Genomic DNA, 17,693 nt, shown 5'->3' with positions numbered 1-17,693 from the left:
CCGTCCCAGATCACCCGCGCAGTTCCCCGCGCCCCCAAACGCCCACCACCCCAGGGGCGCGGGGAACTGCGCGAGCAACGGTCACCGGGCCCGCACCCGCCCACGCACCGAGACCACCCCCCACCGTTGTCGACCTCGCCTCGTCCCTCATCACCCGCGCAGTTCCCCGCGCCCCTGGAGCGCGGTGCGCCGTCAGGTCAAGCCCAGGCCCAGGCCGTCGTCAGGCTCCGGCGCCGCCAGGTAGCGGGCGACGTCGGCCGCGCCGACGTCGGCCAACGTGGCGGGCCGCCACCGCGGGTTGCGGTCCTTGTCCACGACCTGGGCGCGAACGCCCTCCGCCAGGTCGGGGCTGGCCAGCAGCGCGCGGGAGATCCAGTACTCCCGCTCCAGCGCCTCCTCCAGCCCCCCGAGCCGGCGGGCCAGGCGAACGGCCGCCAGGGTGACCTTCAGCGAGGTCGGCGAGCGGGTCGCCAGAGTGGCGGCGGCCCGCCGGGCCGCCGGCTCGGGGCGGGCGGCCAGCCGGTCGAGGATCTCCTCGACGGTGTCGGCGGCGTAGCAGGCGTCGATCCAGGGCCGCTCGGCGGCGAGTTCGCCGGCCGGGACGGGGCGGGCGTGGGCGGCGACCGCCTCGGCGGCCGGGAGCCGGGCGAGGTCGGCGAGCAGCGCGGGCAGCGCGTCGGCCGGCGCGAAGTGGTCGGCGAAGCCGCAGTGCACGGCGTCGCCGGCGGTCATCTCCGCGCCGGTGAGCGCCAGATGGGTGCCCAGCTCGCCGGGCGCACGGGCCAGCAGCCAGGTGCCGCCGACGTCGGGCGCGAAACCGATGCCGGTCTCGGGCATGGCGACGCGGGAGCGTTCGGTGACCACCCGCAGGGTGCCGTGGGCGGAGAGGCCGACCCCGCCGCCCATCACGATGCCGTCCATCAGCGCCACATACGGCTTGGGGTAGCGGGCGATCCGCGCGTTGAGTCGGTACTCGTCGCGCCAGAACGCGGCGGCGGCGACGCCGGCGTCGGGGGCGCCCGAGGTGGCGTCGGCGTGGATGGCGCGGATGTCGCCACCGGCGCACAGGCCCCGTTCGCCGGCGCCGGTGATCGCCACCGTGGCGACGTCGGGGTCGGCCGCCCAGGCGCGGAGGGTGGCCGAAAGGGCGTGCACCATCCGGTGGTTGAGGGCGTTCAGCGCCCGGGGCCGGTTGAGGGTGAGCAGGCCGAGCCGGCCCGTCCTGGACGTCAGCACCTCGGGTTCCTCGGTCGTCACGCGCCTGCCCTTCCGTGTCGTTCCGCCGGCGCCTCTGCCGGGGCGGTTGCCGCGACGAGCCTACGGCCGTCGGGCCGAGGAGCGGGAAACCGGAACCGCGCGGGAGGTCTTGACGGAACGGCGTGGCCACCCCAACACTCCCGGTAGCCCGCATGACATCGTTGGTCAGCGATCCCAACGCGCCGCTCGATAAGGGGATTTGGCGATCCGGGGACCCGAAGGCTGACATCGATGTCGAGCGCGGCTCCCCCACGCCACGAGCCAGCCAGCAAGCCACCAGAGAGGGTGGTCCCCCCATGCCAGCACTGCGGGCGCTCGCCGCCGCGCTGTCCCTCGCCGCGCTGCTCCTCCTTCCCGCCACCTCGCTCGCCAACCCCACACCGGACGGCCCCGCGACCGCCGGCCCCACGCCCGTCACCTCGGCGCCCGTCGCCCCGGCGGCCGTTGACCAGACCACCGCCGAGGCCGGCAACCCGTTCGTGGACGGCTGGTACGCCGACCCGGACATCGTCGTCTACGAGGACCGCTACTGGGTCTTCCCGACCACCTCGCGCGGCTATGACGAGCAGACGTTCATGGACGCCTTCTCCTCGACCGACCTGGTGCACTGGACCAGGCACGAGCGCGTCCTGGACATCGCCGACATCTCCTGGGCCCGCCGCGCCCTGTGGGCGCCGGCCCCGATCGAGCGGGACGGGCGCTACTACCTCTACTTCGGCGTCAACGACATCCAGAGCGACGACGAACTCGGCGGCATCGGCGTGGCCGTGGCCGACCGGCCCGAGGGCCCCTACCGGGACGCCATCGGCGCGCCGCTGATCGGCGCGTTCCACAACGGCGCCCAACCCATCGACCAGGACGTCTTCCTGGACGACGACGGGCAGGCGTACCTCTACTACGGCGGCCACAGCCACGCCAACGTGGTGAAACTCAACGAGGACATGACCAGCCTCGGCCAGTTCGAGGACGGGACCACCTTCCGGGAGATCACCCCGGAGAACTACACCGAGGGCTCGTTCATGGTCCAGCGGGACGGGACCTACTACCTGATGTGGTCCGAAGGCGGCTGGACCGGGCCCGACTACTCCGTCTCCTACGCCATGTCCGACTCCCCCACCGGACCGTTCGAGCGGGTCGACCGGGTCCTCGAACAGGACCCGGCCGTGGCGCGCGGCTCCGGCCACAACTCCGTGGTCAACGTGCCGGGCACCGACGTCTGGTACGTCTTCTACCACCGCAGGCCGCTCAGCGAGACCGACGGCAACCACCGGGCGCTCGCCTACGACCGGATGTACTTCAACCCCGACGGCACCATCCAGCCCATCGAGATGCTGGTGCGCGACAACTTCGAGGACGACAACGCCATCGGCTGGCGCGCCTGGGGCGAGGGCGGCTGGACGGCGGCCGACGGCGGGTACACGGGCACCGCGCCCGGCGGGCTGTCCACCCAGGACACCGCCTTCGGCGACCTCGACTACGCGGCCGACATCACCCTGGCCACGGCGGAGGCCGAGGCGGGGCTGGCCTTCCGCGCCACCCAACTCGGCTCGGGGGCCGAGCAGTTCGACGGCTACCACGCCACCCTGACCGCCGACCGGCTGACGCTGGCCCGGGTCGCTGGCGGGGAGTCCGTCGAACTGGCGTCGGCGCCGGTGGAGTTGGCACCGGGCGACACGGTGCGGGTGCGGGTCACCGCCGTCGGCGCCGACCTCGCGGTCCATCTCGGCGACCAGGCCGAGCCGTTGCTCACCGCCACCGACGCGGAGCACGCCGCCGGCGCCAACGGCCTGCGCACCACAGGACCTTCCGGCGCCGAGGGCGCGCTGGCCACGTTCGACAACGTGACGATCGACGAGCCGTAGGAACGAGGAACGGCGGACGGGCTCCCGGCAACCGGCCGGGAGCCGCGCCCCGTTGCCCGACGCCCCTGCCCAACTCCCCCCGGCTCTGGCAGGATGCCGCCATGAGCCGTCTGAACCACCTGAGCCACCCGTCACCCGACCGAAAGGCCCATGCCGCGTAGGCGGCCGGGGCACGTCCGGGCCGAGCTGCCGCCGCGGCGCCGGACGTCACAACAGAGAACCGTGGACGGCCCCTCCGGCCTCTCCCGCGCGGCGCTGGCCGAGATCCTCCACATCGAGCGCACGCGGAACTACCTCTGGGCCGGCGGCACGGCGGAGGCGCTGCGGCGCTGGCGGACCTTCGTCCGCGAGCCGGGGCATCGCCTCTGGGACGAGCGGACGAACGGCGGCTGTCTGATCTGGGCGTGCTGCGGCGACCCGTTCGAGGCCAGGGAGTTCCTGGAGTCGGTCATGCGCGCGCTCTCCCGCCGCAGCGCGCGTGAACTCCGCGCGCTGGTCGAGCCGTTGGACGATCTCTACTGAAGCGGCGCCCAACTCCCCTGCGCCGGACGGCCGGTCACGCCGGGGAGATGTCGCCGCGCACCAGCAGATGCGTCGGCAGGGTGATCTGCTCCGTGGTGCGCGAGGGCCGCCCCAGCCGCTCCAGGGCCAGCGCGGCGGCGGCCTCACCCATCTGCGCCGGGTCGTAGGCGACCACGCTGACGCCCGTCGCCTGGGCCAGCTCGAAGTCGTCGAAGCCGAAGAGCACTACCCGCGACGGGTGCCCGCGCAGCGCGCGGGCCGCGCCGGCCGTGGCGCGGTTGTTGGCCGTGAAGACCGCCGTCGGCGGGTCGGGCAGCGCCAGCAGCTGGCCGGTCGCCGCCTCGGCCGCGTCCACGTCGGGCGCGTCCTGCCGGATCAGCGCCTCGTCCACCGGCAGCCCGGCCGCGCGCAGCACGTCCTCGTACCCGGCGCGGCGCTCCGCGTGCGGGCGGAGCCGCGAGGAGGAGCCGACGAACGCGATCCGCCGGTGGCCGGCGTCGACCAGCGCGCGCAGTGCCAGCGCGGCGCCGCCCCGGTTGTCCAGCACCACCAGGTCGCTGACCGCGTGGGAGAGGGGACGGTCCACGGCGACGATGGGCGTGCCCAGCTCGCGTTCGCCGTCGAGATAGGAGTGGTCGTCGGAGATGGGCACCAACAGCAGGGCGCGGACGCGGCGTTCGAGCATCGCCGTGACCGCCTGGACCTCGCGCTCCACCTGGTCCTCGGTGGCCGCGAGCACCATCGTGAGGTCCTGCCGGGCCAGCGCGCGCTCGACGCCGGAGGCGACGGCCGCGTAGAAGGGGTTGGTGAGGTCGCCGATGACGAAGGCCACGGTGCGGGACGTACCCCCGGTCCGCAGGTCGCGGGCGACCGCGTTGGGCCGGAACCGCAGCGCCTTGGCGGCGCGCAGCACCCGTTCCCTGGTGTCCGGCGCGACGTTCTGGCCGCCGGACATCACGCGCGAGACGGTCTTGCGGCTGACTTCGGCCAGCCGCGCCACATCGTCCAGCGTGGGGCGGGCCACGACGTCGACCGCGCCGGGCGCCGGCCGACTGTCCATCGAGGTCATGGCCGGAAGACTAACACCGGGCTGTGAGCGTGACCACAGTCCTCTTCACGCAGGTCATCGCGATGAGTTCGGGAAGTTAACCGAGTAAGCTCCACGGCCCGCCACGTTCCAACATTAGTTGACAACGTGAGACACGAAAGGACAGGTGCAACCGCTTTCCATCACCCGGCCCGCCGCCGCGTCCGGGATGCCGAACGGGCCTCTAGCGCCGCCCCCAACGCCGGCCGTCGACCGGCCCGTTCGGGCCGCCCCCTCCCCGAAGCCGGGGACGACAACGTGGGCCAGCGCGACCGGCCGGCTGCCGCCGGGCGGCGCGCGGTCGGAGCGGAACGGTCGCGAGGTGGGCCGATTGTGACAGCAACCCGCTCTCACATGTGCTTGTTACAGATTGAGATCAATCATCACCGACCAACAATCCGTAACAGAATCGACCTTGACAGCCCGATCCGGGGTCGTCAGACTCTGGGGTCGTGACATCGATGTCAACGGCCGCGCAGGGCGGCGGAGTCGAGCCGCGAACCGCCCAGGCGGCGCGCCGGCCGGCCCCCGCATCACACCCCGCGTTCGCCGTTCGAGACGGTTCTCACGGTCAACTCCCGCCGCCGGGCCCGCGCGCCGTCACCGCGCCCCGCCCGCGCCCGCGTTGACCCTCGTGAGCCAACGGTTGTCACGGTCGGTCTCCCGGAACCGCGAGCCGGGGACCCGTTCCCTTGGCCTCGGTGTCCGTCCGTTCCACGGTCCCGAGACCGCCACCGCCCAGGGCCTCGGGGCCCGAAGCACGCCAGGAAACCCGGAGGAGCAATGAAGATCCCAGGCAGGACGACCAGAACCCGGTGCATAGGGGCGGCGGCGGTGGCACTGGTCACCGCGTTCGGCGCGACCGCCTGCGGCGAGGACGGCGGCTCGGGCACCGGCGAGGGCGAGGTGGAGGTCTTCACCTGGTGGGCCCAGGGCAGCGAGAAGGAGGGCCTGGACGCGCTGGTCGCCGTCTTCGAGGAGCAGAACCCCGACCTGACCTTCGTCAACGGCGCGGTGGCCGGCGGCGCCGGCAGCGACGCCAAGAACGTGCTCGCCTCCCGCCTCCAGACCAACGACCCGCCCGGCACCTTCCAGGCCCACGCCGGCGCCGAGTTGACCGACTACATCGAGCAGGGCGACATCGAGCCGCTCACCGACACCTACGCCGAGCAGGGCTGGGACCAGCTCTTCCCGCCGGGCCTGCTGGAGCAGATCCAGCAGGACGGCGAGTACTACTCGGTGCCCTCCAACATCCACCGCGCCAACGTGGTGTGGGCCAACCCGGCGGTGCTGGAGGAGGCCGGCGTCGACCCGAACGCCGAGTACGCCGACCTGGACGCGTGGATCGCCGACCTGGAGCGCATCCAGGAGGCGGGCATCACCCCGCTGTCCATCGGCATGGACTGGACCCAGGTGCACCTGCTGGAGACGGTGCTCCTCGCCGACCTCGGGCCCGACGCCTACAACGGGCTGTGGGACGGGAGCACCGACTGGGCCGGCGCCGAGGTGACCGGGGCGCTTGAGCACTACGAGACGCTGCTGGGCTTCACCAACTCCGACCGCCAGTCGCTGGACTGGCCGGACGCGACCCAGCAGGTGATCGACGGTGACGCCGCGTTCAACGTCATGGGCGACTGGGCTGAGGCCGCGTTCGCCGGGCAGGACAAGGTCTTCGGCACGGACTACCTGACGTTCCCGGTGCCGGGCACGGACGGCGTCTTCGACTTCCTGGCCGACTCGTTCACGCTGCCGGTCGGCGCGCCCAACCCGGACGCCTCGCGGGCCTGGCTGGACACGGTGGCCAGCGCCGAGGGCCAGGAGGCGTTCAACTCGGCCAAGGGCTCGATCCCGGCGAACCTGGAGGCGGACACCTCGGGTCTGGGCGAGTACCAGCAGACCGCCGTGGAGTCCTTCGCGCAGGACACCATCGTCTCCTCGCTGGCGCACGGCGCCGCGGCCCCGGTGAGTTGGCTGACCGACATCACCGCCGCGATCAGCGAGTTCGGCAGCGGCGGCGACGTCGCCTCGCTCCAGGAGGACCTGGCCGCCACGGCGGAGAGCCAGCTCGCCGAGTAGGACCGACCGACCGCACCGGTGGGCCGGCCCTCACCCGGGCCGGCCCCCGCAATCCTGGAGGTGAAGCGTGCGCAGACGGGTCCAGAACTTCGGGCCGCCGCTGCTGCTGATCGCGCCGACGGTCGTGTTGGTCGGGGTGTTCGTCTACTGGCTGATCGCCGTCAACATCAACACCTCGCTGACCGACCGTCACACCCGCGCCCCCGCCGACGGCTATGTGGGCTTCGAGAACTACACGACGCTCTTCACCGACGACGACTTCCAACACGCCCTGGGCAACCTGCTGTTGTACACCCTGGCCTTCCTGGTCGGCGCGCTGTTCTTCGGCTTCCTGTGGGCGTGGCTGCTGGAGCGCGGCGCGCGGGGTGAGGGCTTCTTCCGCACCGTGTACCTGTTCCCGATGGCGGTGTCGTTCATCGCCTCGGGTGTGGTGTGGCGGTGGCTGCTCAACAGCGCGGAGGGCGACCGGGCCTCGGGCATCAACCGGCTGTTGGAGTCGACCGGCCTCGGGTTCCTCCAGAACTCCTGGTGGGCCGACCCCGACTGGGGCATCCTCGCACTGACGCTGCCGGCGATCTGGCAGCTGTCGGGCTATGTGATGGCGCTGTTCCTGGCCGGGTTCCGGGGCGTGCCGGAGGAGTTGCGGGAGGCGGCGCGGATGGACGGCGTCACCGAGTGGCAGCTGTACCGGCATGTGATCTTCCCGCAGCTGAGCCCGGTGGCGCTCTCCGCGATCATCATCGTGGGTCACATGTCGCTGAAGGTCTTCGACCTGGTGATGGCGATCGCGGGCCAGACCAACTACACGACCCAGGTGCCGGCGACGCAGATGTGGATCGAGTTCACCCGGGGCGACTACGCGCTCTCGGCCGCGATCGGCACGGTGTTGCTGGTGATCGTGGCGGTGCTCATCGTGCCGTACCTGGTGTACACCTACCGACAGGAGCGGCAGCGATGACCACGGTCTCCTCGGCGCCGAAGCCGGCGCCGCTCGCCCCGGCGCCGGCCACCCCGGCGCGCACGGCGCGGGCCAGGCGGAGCCTGGGCATCCGGGTGCTGCGCTACGGGCTGTTGCTGTTCTTCCTGGTCGTCGTGCTGATGCCGGTGTATGTGCTGCTGGTCACCAGCTTCAAGGGGCCGGGCGACGCGACCCCGGACCGGGCGTGGCTGCCGCCGACCGAGCTGTACTTCGACGGCTGGCGCTCGGCGTGGGAGCAGCTGTCGCCCGCGCTGGGGCGGACGTTCGCGATGGTGGTGCCGGCGGCGTTGATCAGCGCGACGCTGGGCGCGATGAACGGGTTCGTGCTCTCCCGGTGGCGCTTCCCGGGCGCCAACCTGGTGTTCACGCTGATCCTGTTCGGGATGTTCATCCCGTACCAGGCGGTGATGATCCCGCTGATCGAGCTGATGCAGGACCTGGGCGTCCGCAGCGGGGTGCCGAGCCTGATCGTGCTGCACGTGGTCTTCGGCCTGCCGATCACCACGTTGATCTTCCGCAACTACTACGCGGGGATTCCGCAGGAGATGATCGAGGCGGCGCGGGTGGACGGCGCGGGGATGCTGCGCACGTTCACCACGGTGGTGCTGCCGCTGTCGGCGCCGGCCTTCGTGGTGACGCTGATCTGGCAGTTCACCTCGGCGTGGAACGACTACCTGTTCGCGCTGTTCTTCTCCAACGCGCGCAACGGGCCGGTCACCATCTCGCTGAACTTCCTGGCCAGCGGGCAGCTCCAGGACTACTCGGCGAGCATGGCGGGGGCGCTGATCGCCTCGTTCCCGACGCTGATCGTCTATGTGGTGCTGGGGCGTTGGTTCCTCGGCGGGCTGATGGCGGGTTCGCTGAAGGGCTGAAGTTCAAGGGCTGAACGGGGTCCGTCCGTCCCGTCAACGGGGGCCGGCCCGGCGCGGAATGCGCCGGGCCGGCCCCTCCCGTGTTTCCGAACGGTCAGAGCTGGTAGCGCGGCTTGAGGTGGCGCCAGAAGTCGCGGGCCATCCAGGCGTCGAAGTCGGTGATGCGCTGGGCGCTGCCGGCGCGCATCAGGAAGCTGTCGACGCCGGTGGGCGTCCAGTCGTAGAAGTCGTCCAGACCCAGGGTGTGGCCGATCTCGTGGAGCAGGATGGTGATGTCCTGCTGGCCGAGGGCGCCGAGGAAGTACTCGCTGCCCATCCGCTGGCCCCAGTCGCCGCCGGCGCCGCCACCGAAGCCGTCGGTGAGCCAGAGCGACTGGTCGAAGTGGCGGGCCTCGCCGCCGGGGCACTGGCTGTAGTCGCCGTCCTGGTGGAAGAAGCGGTCGCACTCGGGCGCGCAGCGCGGCGCTCCGCCGGCGTCGAGGTCGCCGATGTAGAGGTCGACGGCGTCGTCGTCCCACTGGAGGGTGGCCCGGTCGGCGGCGGCCCAGCCGACGACGGTGACCGGGACCCGGTCGTAGGGGAAGCCGTCGAAGCCGTCGATGGCCTCGATCCAGCGGTTGACCTGCTGGTCGAGCACGGTGTGGATCTGGTCGCGCAGCTCGGCGGTGACCGGGGTGCTGGACTCCCAGCGGACGCAGTAGTTGAGCGTGCCGCCGTTGGCCATGATGTGGTCCCAGCCGTAGTTGGGGAAGCCCAACAGGTCGGGATAGGTCTCCGCCATGTGGCGCCAGACCTCGTCGAGGCCGGTGGCAAGCTCGGGTGGCGGGTTCCAGTTCTCGTCCGGATGGTCGGCGGCGGCCGGCGGGGTGGCCGGTGGTGCCGGGGTCGCCGTGGCGGCCGTCGCGCCCGGGACCAGCAGGGCGGCCAGGGCCAGCAGCAGGGCCGCGTACAGCGTCGGGGCCCGGCGCGGGCGGCGGGGGTGGGCGGTGAGCATGGTCAACTCCTCCGCGAGAGTGGGGGGTTGGGGCGCGGTGTGGCCCCGACCCCGGGTCGCCGCCGGGGCGTCGGAGGTTGCCGCGCGGTCGGTGCCGCCTGGGTGGGGGCGGTCTCCGCTGGTCAGCGAGGCAGGTTTAGGTTAGCCTCCCCTAAGTTCTGTTCGAGCAAAGGAATACCACCGCCATGCCCAGCCCGCTCCGTCACGGCCGGCTCCTCCTCGCCGCCCTCCTCCTGGGCGCCACCCTCGCCGGCTGCGGCTCCGACGACTCCGGCGGCTCCGACTCCGAAGCATCGGGGTCCGACGGCGCCGCTCCGGCGGCCGCCGAACCCGAGCCGGGCGCCTTCCCGGTGACCATCGAACACCGCTACGGCTCCACCACCGTCGAGGAGCAGCCGGAACGGGTCGTCACCGTCGGGCTGAGCGACCAGGACGCGGTGCTGGCCCTGGGCACCGTGCCGGTGGGCACCACCGAGTGGCTGGCGCTGCACGAGTCCGCCATCGGCCCCTGGGCGGAGGAGTACCTGGGCGACGCCGAGCGCCCGACCCTGCTCCAGGACCCGGGCACCGGGCCGCAGGTCGAGGAGATCGCCCTGCTCGACCCGGACCTGATCCTGGCGCTCTACTCGGGCATCACGCGGGAGCAGTACGACGCGCTGTCCGCGATCGCGCCGGTCGTCGCCGCGCCCGAGGACGTGGTCGACTGGGGCATCTCCTGGCAGGAGCAGACGCTGATCACCGGTCAGGCGCTGGGCCGGCCGGCCGAGGCGGAGCGGCTGGTGGGCGAGGTCGAGGGGCGGATCGCCGAAGAGGCGGCGGCGCACCCGGAGTTCGCCGAGTCCACCGGCGTGGTCGCCACCCCGTACGAGGGCATGTTCGTCTACGGCAGCCGCGACCCGCGCTCCAACCTGCTGACCGGGCTCGGCCTCTCGCTGCCCGAGGGCCTGGACGACGTGATGGGCGGCGAGTTCGGCGCCAACATCAGCCGCGAGCGCACCGACCTGCTCGACCACGACGTGGCGGTCTGGATCGTCACCGACCCGGAGGCCGACGCCGCGGCGCTCCACGAGGACCCGCTCTACGGCGAGCTGCCGGTGGTCACCGAGGGCCGGGAGGTCCTGATCGCCAACGAGTCGGACTACGGCTCCGCGTTCAACTTCGGCACCGTGCTCAGCCTGCCCTACGTCGTCGACCGCCTGGTGCCGCAGCTGGAGCAGGCCGTGGACGGGGACCCGGCGACCGTCGTCGAACAGCCAGCCGACGCGCGGTGAGCGAGGTCGAGGCGCCCGCGCGCCCGGCGGCGCGCGCCCCCGGACTCGCGCTGCTCGGCGGCCTGTTGGCGCCGCTGGCCCTGCTGGCGCTGGCCTCGCTGGCGCTGGGCGCCCGCGACGTCGCGCCGGCCGACGTGCTGGCGACGCTGCTGGGCGACGCGCCCGACCGCACCACCGAGAACATCATCTGGTCGGCCCGCGTGCCGCGCACCCTGCTGGCGCTGGCCACCGGCGCGGCGCTGGGCCTGGCCGGCGGGCTGATGCAGGCGCTGACCCGCAACCCCCTTGCCGATCCCGGGCTGTTGGGGGTCAGCGCCGGCGCCTCGTTCGCCATCGTGCTGGCCAGCGGGGTGCTGGGGATCGGCGCGGTCGGCGGCTATCTGTGGTTCGCGTTCGCCGGGGCGCTGGTGGCGACCGTCGGCGTCTACCTGCTGAGCAGCGCGGGCCGCGCGGGGCTGACCCCGGTCAAGCTGGCGCTGGCCGGGGTGGCGGTCACCGCGCTGCTGTCGTCGTTCACCAGCGCGATCATGCTGACCGAGCCGGAGTCGCTCAACCGCTACCGGTTCTGGGCCGCCGGCTCACTGGCCGACACCGACGGCGGCGAACTGCTGCGGGTGCTGCCGTTCCTGGCCGTCGGCGCGGTGCTCACCCTGGCCTCGGCGCCCGCGCTCAACAGCCTCGCCCTGGGCGAGGACATGGCGCGGGCGCTGGGCCGGCGCACCCGGCTGATCCGGCTGGCGGGGGTCACCGCCGTGACGCTGCTGACCGGCGCCTCCGTGGCGCTGATCGGGCCGGTGGTCTTCGTCGGCCTGATCGTGCCGCACGCCGTCCGCGTCCTGGCGCAGCGGCTGGGGCTCGGTCCTGACCAGCGGTGGCTGCTGCCGGCCTGCGCGCTGCTGGCCCCGTGTCTGCTGCTGGCCGCCGACATCGCGGGCCGACTGGTGGCCCGCCCGGTGGAGATCCAGGCCGGGGTGCTGGTCGCGGTCGTCGGCGGGCCGTTCTTCATCTTCCTGGTGCGCCGCCAGCGGCTGACGGAGGTGTGAGGTGCTGACCTACCGACTGACCCGCCCGCCCGTCTCCGGTGTGCTGCGCCCGCGCGACCTGGCGGTGTGCTGCGCGCTGGCGGCGGCGGTGCTGCTGGTGTTCTGCCTGGGCATCGCGCACGGCGACGTGCCGCTGCCACTGACCGACGTGCTGGCCGCGCTGACCGGCTCGGGGGACGCCGGAACGCTGCTGGTGGTGCGGGAGTTCCGGATGCCGCGCGCGCTGGCCGGGCTGCTGGTGGGCGTCGCGTTCGGCGTCTCGGGCGCCATCTTCCAGACGATGACCCGCAACCCGCTGGCCTCCCCGGACATGATCGGCATCACCCAGGGCGCGGGCGCCGCCGTGGTCGCCGGGCTGGTGCTGGGCTGGGGCGGCGGCCTGGGCACCCAGGCCCTCGGGCTGCTGGGCGCGCTGGGCACCGCGCTGCTGGTCTACGCGCTGGCGTGGCGGCGCGGCACCACGGGCTACCGCATCGTGCTGGTCGGCGTCGGAGTGGCCTGGATCTGCACCTCGGTGACCGACTATCTGACGGCGCGCGGCCGGTTCGTCGAGGCGCAGGCCGCCGTCGGCTGGCTGGTCGGCAACCTCAACGGCCGCTCCTGGAGCCAACTCACCCCGCTGATCTGGGCGTTGGCCGTGCTGCTGCCGACCGCGCTGCTGCTGTCCCGGCTGACCCGCACCCTGCAACTCGGCGACGAGGTCGCCACCGCGCTGGGCACGCCGGTGCAGCGGCTGCGGCTGGCGCTGCTGGTGACGGGCGTCGGCCTGGTCGCGTTCGGCACCGCCGTGGCCGGCCCGGTGGCGTTCGTCGCGCTGGCCGCGCCGCAGATCGCGCAGCGGCTGGTCGGCGCGGCCTGCCCGCCGCTGGTCGCCTCGGGGCTGACGGGGGCGCTGGTGGTGTTGGGCGCCGACCTCGCCGCGCGGGAGGCGATCCCGAGCGTCGAACTGCCGGTGGGCGTGGTCACCGGCGCGTTCGGGGCGCCGTTCCTGCTGTGGCTGCTGATCCGCGCGGCCCGCGCGTGAGGCATGTGAGAAGCGTGGGACGTATGGGATGTATGGGACGTTTGAGAAAGGGTGCTGGACCGTTGACGAGCCCATCCGCCGAATCCGCCGAATCCGCCGAATCCGCGACGGCCGCCGCATCCCCCGGGCCCGAGGAGGTCGGGCTGCGCACCACGGGGCTGACCCTCGGCTACGGCGCCAGGCCCGTCGTGGAGGACCTGGACCTGGCGCTGCCGCCCGGCCGGATCACCGCGATCGTGGGCGCCAACGCCTGCGGCAAGTCGACCCTGCTGCGCGCGCTGGCCCGGCTGCTGGCCCCCAGGTCCGGCGCCGTTCACCTCGACGGCCGGGACGTGCACGCCATGCCCACCCGGGAGTTGGCCCGCCGGCTCGGCATCCTGCCGCAGTCGCCGATCGCGCCCGAGGGGCTGACCGTGCGCGACCTGGTGACGCGGGGCCGCTCCCCGCACCAGACGTGGTGGCGGCAGTGGTCGAACGCCGACGAGCGGGCCGTGCACGACGCGCTGGCCGCCACCGGGCTGACCGAGCTGGCGGGCCGGACCGTCGACGAACTCTCCGGCGGGCAGCGGCAGCGGGCCTGGATCGCGATGGCCGTCGCCCAGGACACCCCGGTGCTGCTGCTGGACGAGCCGACCACCTATCTCGACCTGGCGCACCAGATCGACGTCCTCGACCTGGTCACCGACCTCAACCGGAACGAGGGCCGCACCATCGCCATGGTGCTGCACGACCTCAACCAGGCCAGCCGCTACGCCGACCACCTGGTGGCGCTCAAGGCCGGCCGGATCGTGGCCGCCGGGCCGCCGGGCGAGGTGATCACCGAGGAGACCGTCACCGACGTCTTCGCCCTCACCTGCCGCGTCACCGCCGATCCGATCACCGGCACGCCGCTGGTCCTGCCGGTCGGGCGCCACCACGCGCCGGTCGAGAACGGCTGAGCGCACCGCCAGGCCCCGGCCGGCGCCCGGGGCCTGGCGGTGCGCTGGCGTAGGGTCGGTGATCGGCGTTCGGCCGCTCGTCGCCGGGCCGTTTCCGTGCGGCGCGGCGGGCGGCGGCCGACGAGCCCGACCGGCGGGTGGGAGAGACGACGAGTGGGAGAGACCGTGACGGATCTGTACGACACGAAGCTGCGGACGCTTGAGGGTGAGGACACCTCGCTGGACGCGTTCCGTGGCCAGCTGCTGCTGGTGGTCAACGTGGCCTCGCGCTGCGGGCTGACCCCGCAGTACGAGGGGCTCGAACGGCTCCACGAGCGGTACGCGCCGCGCGGCTTCAGCGTCCTGGGCTTCCCCTGCAACCAGTTCGCGGGGCAGGAGCCGGGCAGCTCGGAGGAGATCCGCGCGTTCTGCTCGGCGACCTACGGCGTGACGTTCCCGATGTTCGAACGGATCGAGGTCAACGGGCCGGGCCGGCACCCGCTCTACGCGGAGCTGACCGGCGCGGCCGACGCCGGCGGCGAGGCGGGCGACGTGCAGTGGAACTTCGAGAAGTTCCTGGTCTCCCCCGACGGCCGGATCGTCGGCCGGTACCGGCCGCGCACCGAGCCGGAAGACGCGGAGCTGGTCGCGGCGATCGAGGCGGCGCTGCCCAACTGACCGGCGGCGCGGGCGGGTTGCGCCGGCCACGGCTCGGCGGGCGGGTCAGGGGGCGGCGGTGGCCGCCTCGGTGAGGTGGCGCAGCACCGCGCGGCCCGCCGCGCGGTGTTCGGCGGCGCCGGCCGGGTCGGTCGGCGCCAGCAGCGCGGCGATGCCCTCGTGGGCCAGCGCCTCCTGGTGGCGGTTGCCCAGCCTCGGGGCCAGTTCGAGGGCCTGCCGGTGCAGCCGCAGCGCCTGGTCGGCGCGGCCGGCAAGCCGGCAGGTCTCGCCGTAGCCGTTGAGGAAGTGAATCTTCCAGTGCTCCTCGAACACCTCGTCGAGCAGCGCGAACGCCTCCCGGTGGCTGGCCAGCGCCTCCTCGTACCGGCCCATCTCGCGCAGCGCGACGCCCTGGCAGTTGAGGCACCACGCCTGGTTGTGCAGGTGGCCGTCGGCGCGGGCCGCCGCGAGGGCGCGGCGCAGTTCGGCCGCCGCCGCGCCCGGCGTCTCGGCGGCCGTGGCCACGCCGAGCGTGATCCGCGCCGTCAGCGCGGGCGGCCAGGCCGGGTCGTCGTGCGGGGTTTCCAGCACGGCGCGGGCCCGCCGGGCCGCCTCGGCGCGGTGGCCGAGTTGCAGCAGCGCCCACGCCTCGGCCGCCGCCGCGTGGGCGGCGTCCGTCGGGGCGCCGGCCCCCGCGAAGCGGCGGCCGGCCTGCCGGAACAGCTCCAGCGGCTCGTCGACCCGCCCCTCGTCCCAGCTCAGATAGCCCCGCCGGATGGCCAGTTCGGCCTCGACCCGCGCCCCGTACTCGGCGTTCGCGTTCGCCGGTACGACCGGATCGTTGGCGTCCACCGGCGCGCCGGCGTCGTGCAGCTCCGCCGGCACGGCGGCGCCGTACTCCGCGTCCACCGGCGCGGCCCTGCCGGTCACGCCGGTCACGCCGGCCGGCCCAGCGGCACCGTTCGCCTCCGCCGGCATCGCGTCGCCGTCCACATCGGCCGACACGGGGCCACCGTTCGCGCCCGCCGGCGGGGCGGCACCGTGCCCCGGGCCCACCAGCGCGGCGCCGTGTCCCGCGTCCCCCCGCACCGCATCGCCGTCCACGCCCGCCGGCGAGGAACCGTCGTCGACGCCCACCGACGAGGCGGCACCATGCCCCACGCCCGCCGGCGCGGCCCCGTCGTCCACATCCGCCGGCACGGCGCCACCGTTCGCGCCCGCCGGCGGGGCGCCGTCCGCCGCGCCGCCCGCCCCGGCGAGTAGCCGTTCCGCCGCCGCGTACGCGGCGGCGGCCTCCGCCGTCCGCCCCGCGTGGTAGCGCGCGAAGCCCAGGTCGCTGTGCGCCTCCGCCAACCGCAGCGGGTCGCCCAGGCGTTCGGCTGCGGCCAGCGACCGTTCGAAGAGCGCGTTGAGGTGCGTGGTGCCGCAGCGCCGCGCGAAGTAGGCGCGCAGGAAGCGCGGCAGCTCGGCGACGTGCGCGTCGGCGCCGACGGCGTCGGCCGTCTCGAAGGCGGCGATCAGGTTGCCGTACTCGGCCACCAGCCAGGCGAACGCGGCGTGCCGGTCGGCGAAGCGCGGCAGGGCGGCCGGGGCCCGGCCGGCGGCGGGCGGGCGCCTCGGCGCGAGGAACGGCATCGCCGCGTCGGCGGCGGCCGCCGCGTGCACGGCGTAGTCGAGCACCCGACGCAGGGCGCGCTCCCGTTCGGCCGGCGCGTCCTGTTCGGCGCAGGACCGGCGCGCGTGGCGGTGCACCAGGTCGTGCAGCCGGTAGCGGTCGGCCGTCGGCTGCTGCACCAGGTGCGCGTCGAGCAGGTCCTCCAGCGCGGCCTCCGCCTCGGCCAGGGCAACGTCCGCCAGCGCGGCGACCACATGGGCGTCGAAGGTGGCCCCCGGCAGCAGCCCCAGCATCCGGAACAGCCGAGCCCTGCGGCGGTCCAACTGCCGCACGGACATGGCGAACGCGGCGTCGGTGGCCTCGGCGCCGGCGGACTCGGCGTCCCGCGCCATCCGTTCCGCCAGCACGCCCACCGTCCAGCCGGGCCGGTGCCGCAGCCGGGCGGCGGCCAGTCGCAGCGCCAGCGGCAGCCGGCCGCAGCGCCGCACCACCTCGGCCACCGCCTCGGGGTCGCGGGCCAGCCGCCCCTCGGGGCCGCCCGGGTCGCCGCTGGCACGGGCCAGCAGCTCCGCGCTCTCCGCCGCGTCGGGCACGTCGAGCGAGACCGGGGGCACCTCGTCGAGGCCGAGCAGCCGGTTGCGGCTGGTGACCAGCGCGACGGAACGGCCGGCGCCCGGCAGCAGGGGCCGCACCTGCCCGGCCTCGGCCGCGTTGTCCAGCACGAGGACGACCCGGCGGCCGGCCAACTCCGAGCGCCAGCAGGCGGCCAGCCGTTCCAGCCCGTCCCGGGGCACCCGCTCGGAGGGCACGTCGAGCGCGCCCAGCAGGGTGCGCAGCGCGGACTCCGGGTCGAGCGGCGGCCGGCCCTCGGTGAAGCCGTGCAGGTCCACATAGAGCTGGCCGTCGGGGAAGTCGTCGGCGAGCCGGTGCGCGGCCCGCACCGCCAGGCAGGTCTTGCCGACGCCGGCCATGCCGTCGACCGAGACGGCGCGATGGCTGTCGAGCGCCGCGAACACGGCGGCCAGCGCGGCCTCGCGCCCGGTGAAGTCGGGGGCGTCGCGCGGCAGTTCGTTCCGCGCCGGCGGCTTCGCCAGCCGGCTGCTCCTGGGCGGCGCCGGCAGCGGTCGGGCGACCCGTTCCCACAGCGGGCGCAGCGGGCGCGGGTCGCGTCCCACCCGGCGGCAGAGCGCGACCACGGCCGGCCAGGGCGGCGCGGTCTGCCCGTTGAGATAGCGGGACAGCGACGAGGAGCTGAGCCCCGTCTCCCGGGCGAGGGCCCGCACGCCGAGCCCGGACAGCTCCCGGAGCAGGCCCAGCCGGTCCGCCAACTCCCGCCCGGCCTCGGTCGGTTCCACCGGCCTCTCGCCTCCCCGTCCCATCGGACAAGGAGTCTGTCCGTCCGGGTCGCCGCTGGTCAAGGCCGTTGCGGCTGTCCCAGGGTGTCCCAACCCCGTGGCCCGGCGCGGCGGATCGCGGTGTGCTGGGGACAGGCCCGAGGAACCGGGCCCCGAACCCCC

14 protein-coding genes are annotated in these 17,693 nt (G+C 74.1%); 10 read left to right on the top strand and 4 right to left on the bottom strand.

Annotation, left to right across the window (positions count from 1 at the left end; all coding sequences use genetic code 11):
* Window positions 1-192: 192 nt before the first annotated feature.
* Window positions 193-1,257: an enoyl-CoA hydratase/isomerase family protein gene (locus FH609_RS25240; protein WP_139671824.1), complete on the bottom strand. Its 1,065-nt coding sequence runs from the start codon at window positions 1,255-1,257 to the stop codon at window positions 193-195.
* A 296-nt stretch (window positions 1,258-1,553) separates the two neighbouring features.
* On the opposite strand from FH609_RS25240, the gene FH609_RS25235 reads away from it, so the two are divergent.
* Window positions 1,554-3,119, top strand: a complete 1,566-nt coding sequence (locus FH609_RS25235) for a glycoside hydrolase family 43 protein (RefSeq protein WP_139671821.1) — start codon at window positions 1,554-1,556, stop codon at window positions 3,117-3,119.
* Window positions 3,120-3,341: 222 nt separating this feature from the next.
* The gene (locus FH609_RS31255; RefSeq protein ID WP_226961940.1) at window positions 3,342-3,641 is read left to right on the top strand and encodes a hypothetical protein; all 300 of its coding nucleotides are present in this window, start codon (window positions 3,342-3,344) and stop codon (window positions 3,639-3,641) included.
* A gap of 34 nt (window positions 3,642-3,675) precedes the next feature.
* Here the strand turns inward: FH609_RS31255 and FH609_RS25225 are convergent, their stop codons facing one another.
* Window positions 3,676-4,710: a LacI family DNA-binding transcriptional regulator gene (locus FH609_RS25225; RefSeq protein ID WP_139671815.1), complete on the bottom strand. Its 1,035-nt coding sequence runs from the start codon at window positions 4,708-4,710 to the stop codon at window positions 3,676-3,678.
* Window positions 4,711-5,562: 852 nt separating this feature from the next.
* Between FH609_RS25225 and FH609_RS25220 the strand changes: the two genes are divergently transcribed.
* The 3 genes from FH609_RS25220 (at window position 5,563) to FH609_RS25210 (ending at window position 8,655) form a co-directional block, all read left to right on the top strand.
* Window positions 5,563-6,804: an ABC transporter substrate-binding protein gene (locus FH609_RS25220; RefSeq protein WP_226961939.1), complete on the top strand. Its 1,242-nt coding sequence runs from the start codon at window positions 5,563-5,565 to the stop codon at window positions 6,802-6,804.
* A gap of 67 nt (window positions 6,805-6,871) precedes the next feature.
* Window positions 6,872-7,762 carry a carbohydrate ABC transporter permease gene (locus FH609_RS25215; protein WP_139671810.1) on the top strand — a complete coding sequence of 297 codons (891 nt, stop codon included), beginning with the start codon at window positions 6,872-6,874 and terminating at the stop codon, window positions 7,760-7,762.
* On the top strand, window positions 7,759-8,655 hold the full coding sequence (locus tag FH609_RS25210) for a carbohydrate ABC transporter permease (RefSeq protein WP_139671807.1): 897 nt from the start codon (window positions 7,759-7,761) through the stop codon (window positions 8,653-8,655). Before FH609_RS25215 ends, FH609_RS25210 begins: the two co-directional genes overlap by 4 nt.
* A 94-nt stretch (window positions 8,656-8,749) precedes the next feature.
* Here the strand turns inward: FH609_RS25210 and FH609_RS25205 are convergent, their stop codons facing one another.
* Window positions 8,750-9,649, bottom strand: coding sequence for a hypothetical protein (locus FH609_RS25205; RefSeq protein ID WP_139671804.1), 900 nt, complete (start codon window positions 9,647-9,649; stop codon window positions 8,750-8,752).
* 185 nt (window positions 9,650-9,834) lie between these two features.
* Here FH609_RS25205 and FH609_RS25200 point away from each other — a divergent pair, with 185 nt between their 5' ends.
* The 5 genes from FH609_RS25200 to FH609_RS25180 all read left to right on the top strand — a co-directional run bounded on the left by FH609_RS25200 (window position 9,835) and on the right by FH609_RS25180 (window position 14,582).
* On the top strand, window positions 9,835-10,920 hold the full coding sequence (locus tag FH609_RS25200) for an iron-siderophore ABC transporter substrate-binding protein (protein WP_139671801.1): 1,086 nt from the start codon (window positions 9,835-9,837) through the stop codon (window positions 10,918-10,920).
* Between the two features lie 50 nt (window positions 10,921-10,970).
* Window positions 10,971-11,963 (top strand): iron ABC transporter permease, encoded by a 993-nt coding sequence (locus tag FH609_RS25195; RefSeq protein WP_193318046.1) that lies wholly within the window; start codon window positions 10,971-10,973, stop codon window positions 11,961-11,963.
* A gap of 1 nt (window position 11,964) precedes the next feature.
* Window positions 11,965-12,987 (top strand): FecCD family ABC transporter permease, encoded by a 1,023-nt coding sequence (locus FH609_RS25190; RefSeq protein WP_139671797.1) that lies wholly within the window; start codon window positions 11,965-11,967, stop codon window positions 12,985-12,987.
* Between the two features lie 62 nt (window positions 12,988-13,049).
* Window positions 13,050-13,925 carry an ABC transporter ATP-binding protein gene (locus FH609_RS25185; RefSeq protein ID WP_405379099.1) on the top strand — a complete coding sequence of 292 codons (876 nt, stop codon included), beginning with the start codon at window positions 13,050-13,052 and terminating at the stop codon, window positions 13,923-13,925.
* Window positions 13,926-14,090: 165 nt separating this feature from the next.
* Window positions 14,091-14,582, top strand: a complete 492-nt coding sequence (locus tag FH609_RS25180; RefSeq protein WP_139671789.1) for a glutathione peroxidase — start codon at window positions 14,091-14,093, stop codon at window positions 14,580-14,582.
* Between the two features lie 45 nt (window positions 14,583-14,627).
* On the opposite strand, the gene FH609_RS31900 is transcribed toward FH609_RS25180, so the two are convergent.
* A complete protein-coding gene (locus FH609_RS31900) occupies window positions 14,628-17,555 on the bottom strand; it encodes a tetratricopeptide repeat protein (protein ID WP_405379096.1) in 2,928 nt (975 codons plus the stop codon).
* Window positions 17,556-17,693: the final 138 nt, after the last annotated feature.

The sequence above is a fragment of the Streptomyces sp. 3MP-14 genome (assembly GCF_006334905.2).
Lineage (GTDB): Bacteria > Actinomycetota > Actinomycetes > Streptomycetales > Streptomycetaceae > Streptomyces > Streptomyces triticirhizae.
This window is presented reverse-complemented; position numbering and strand designations above follow the sequence as displayed.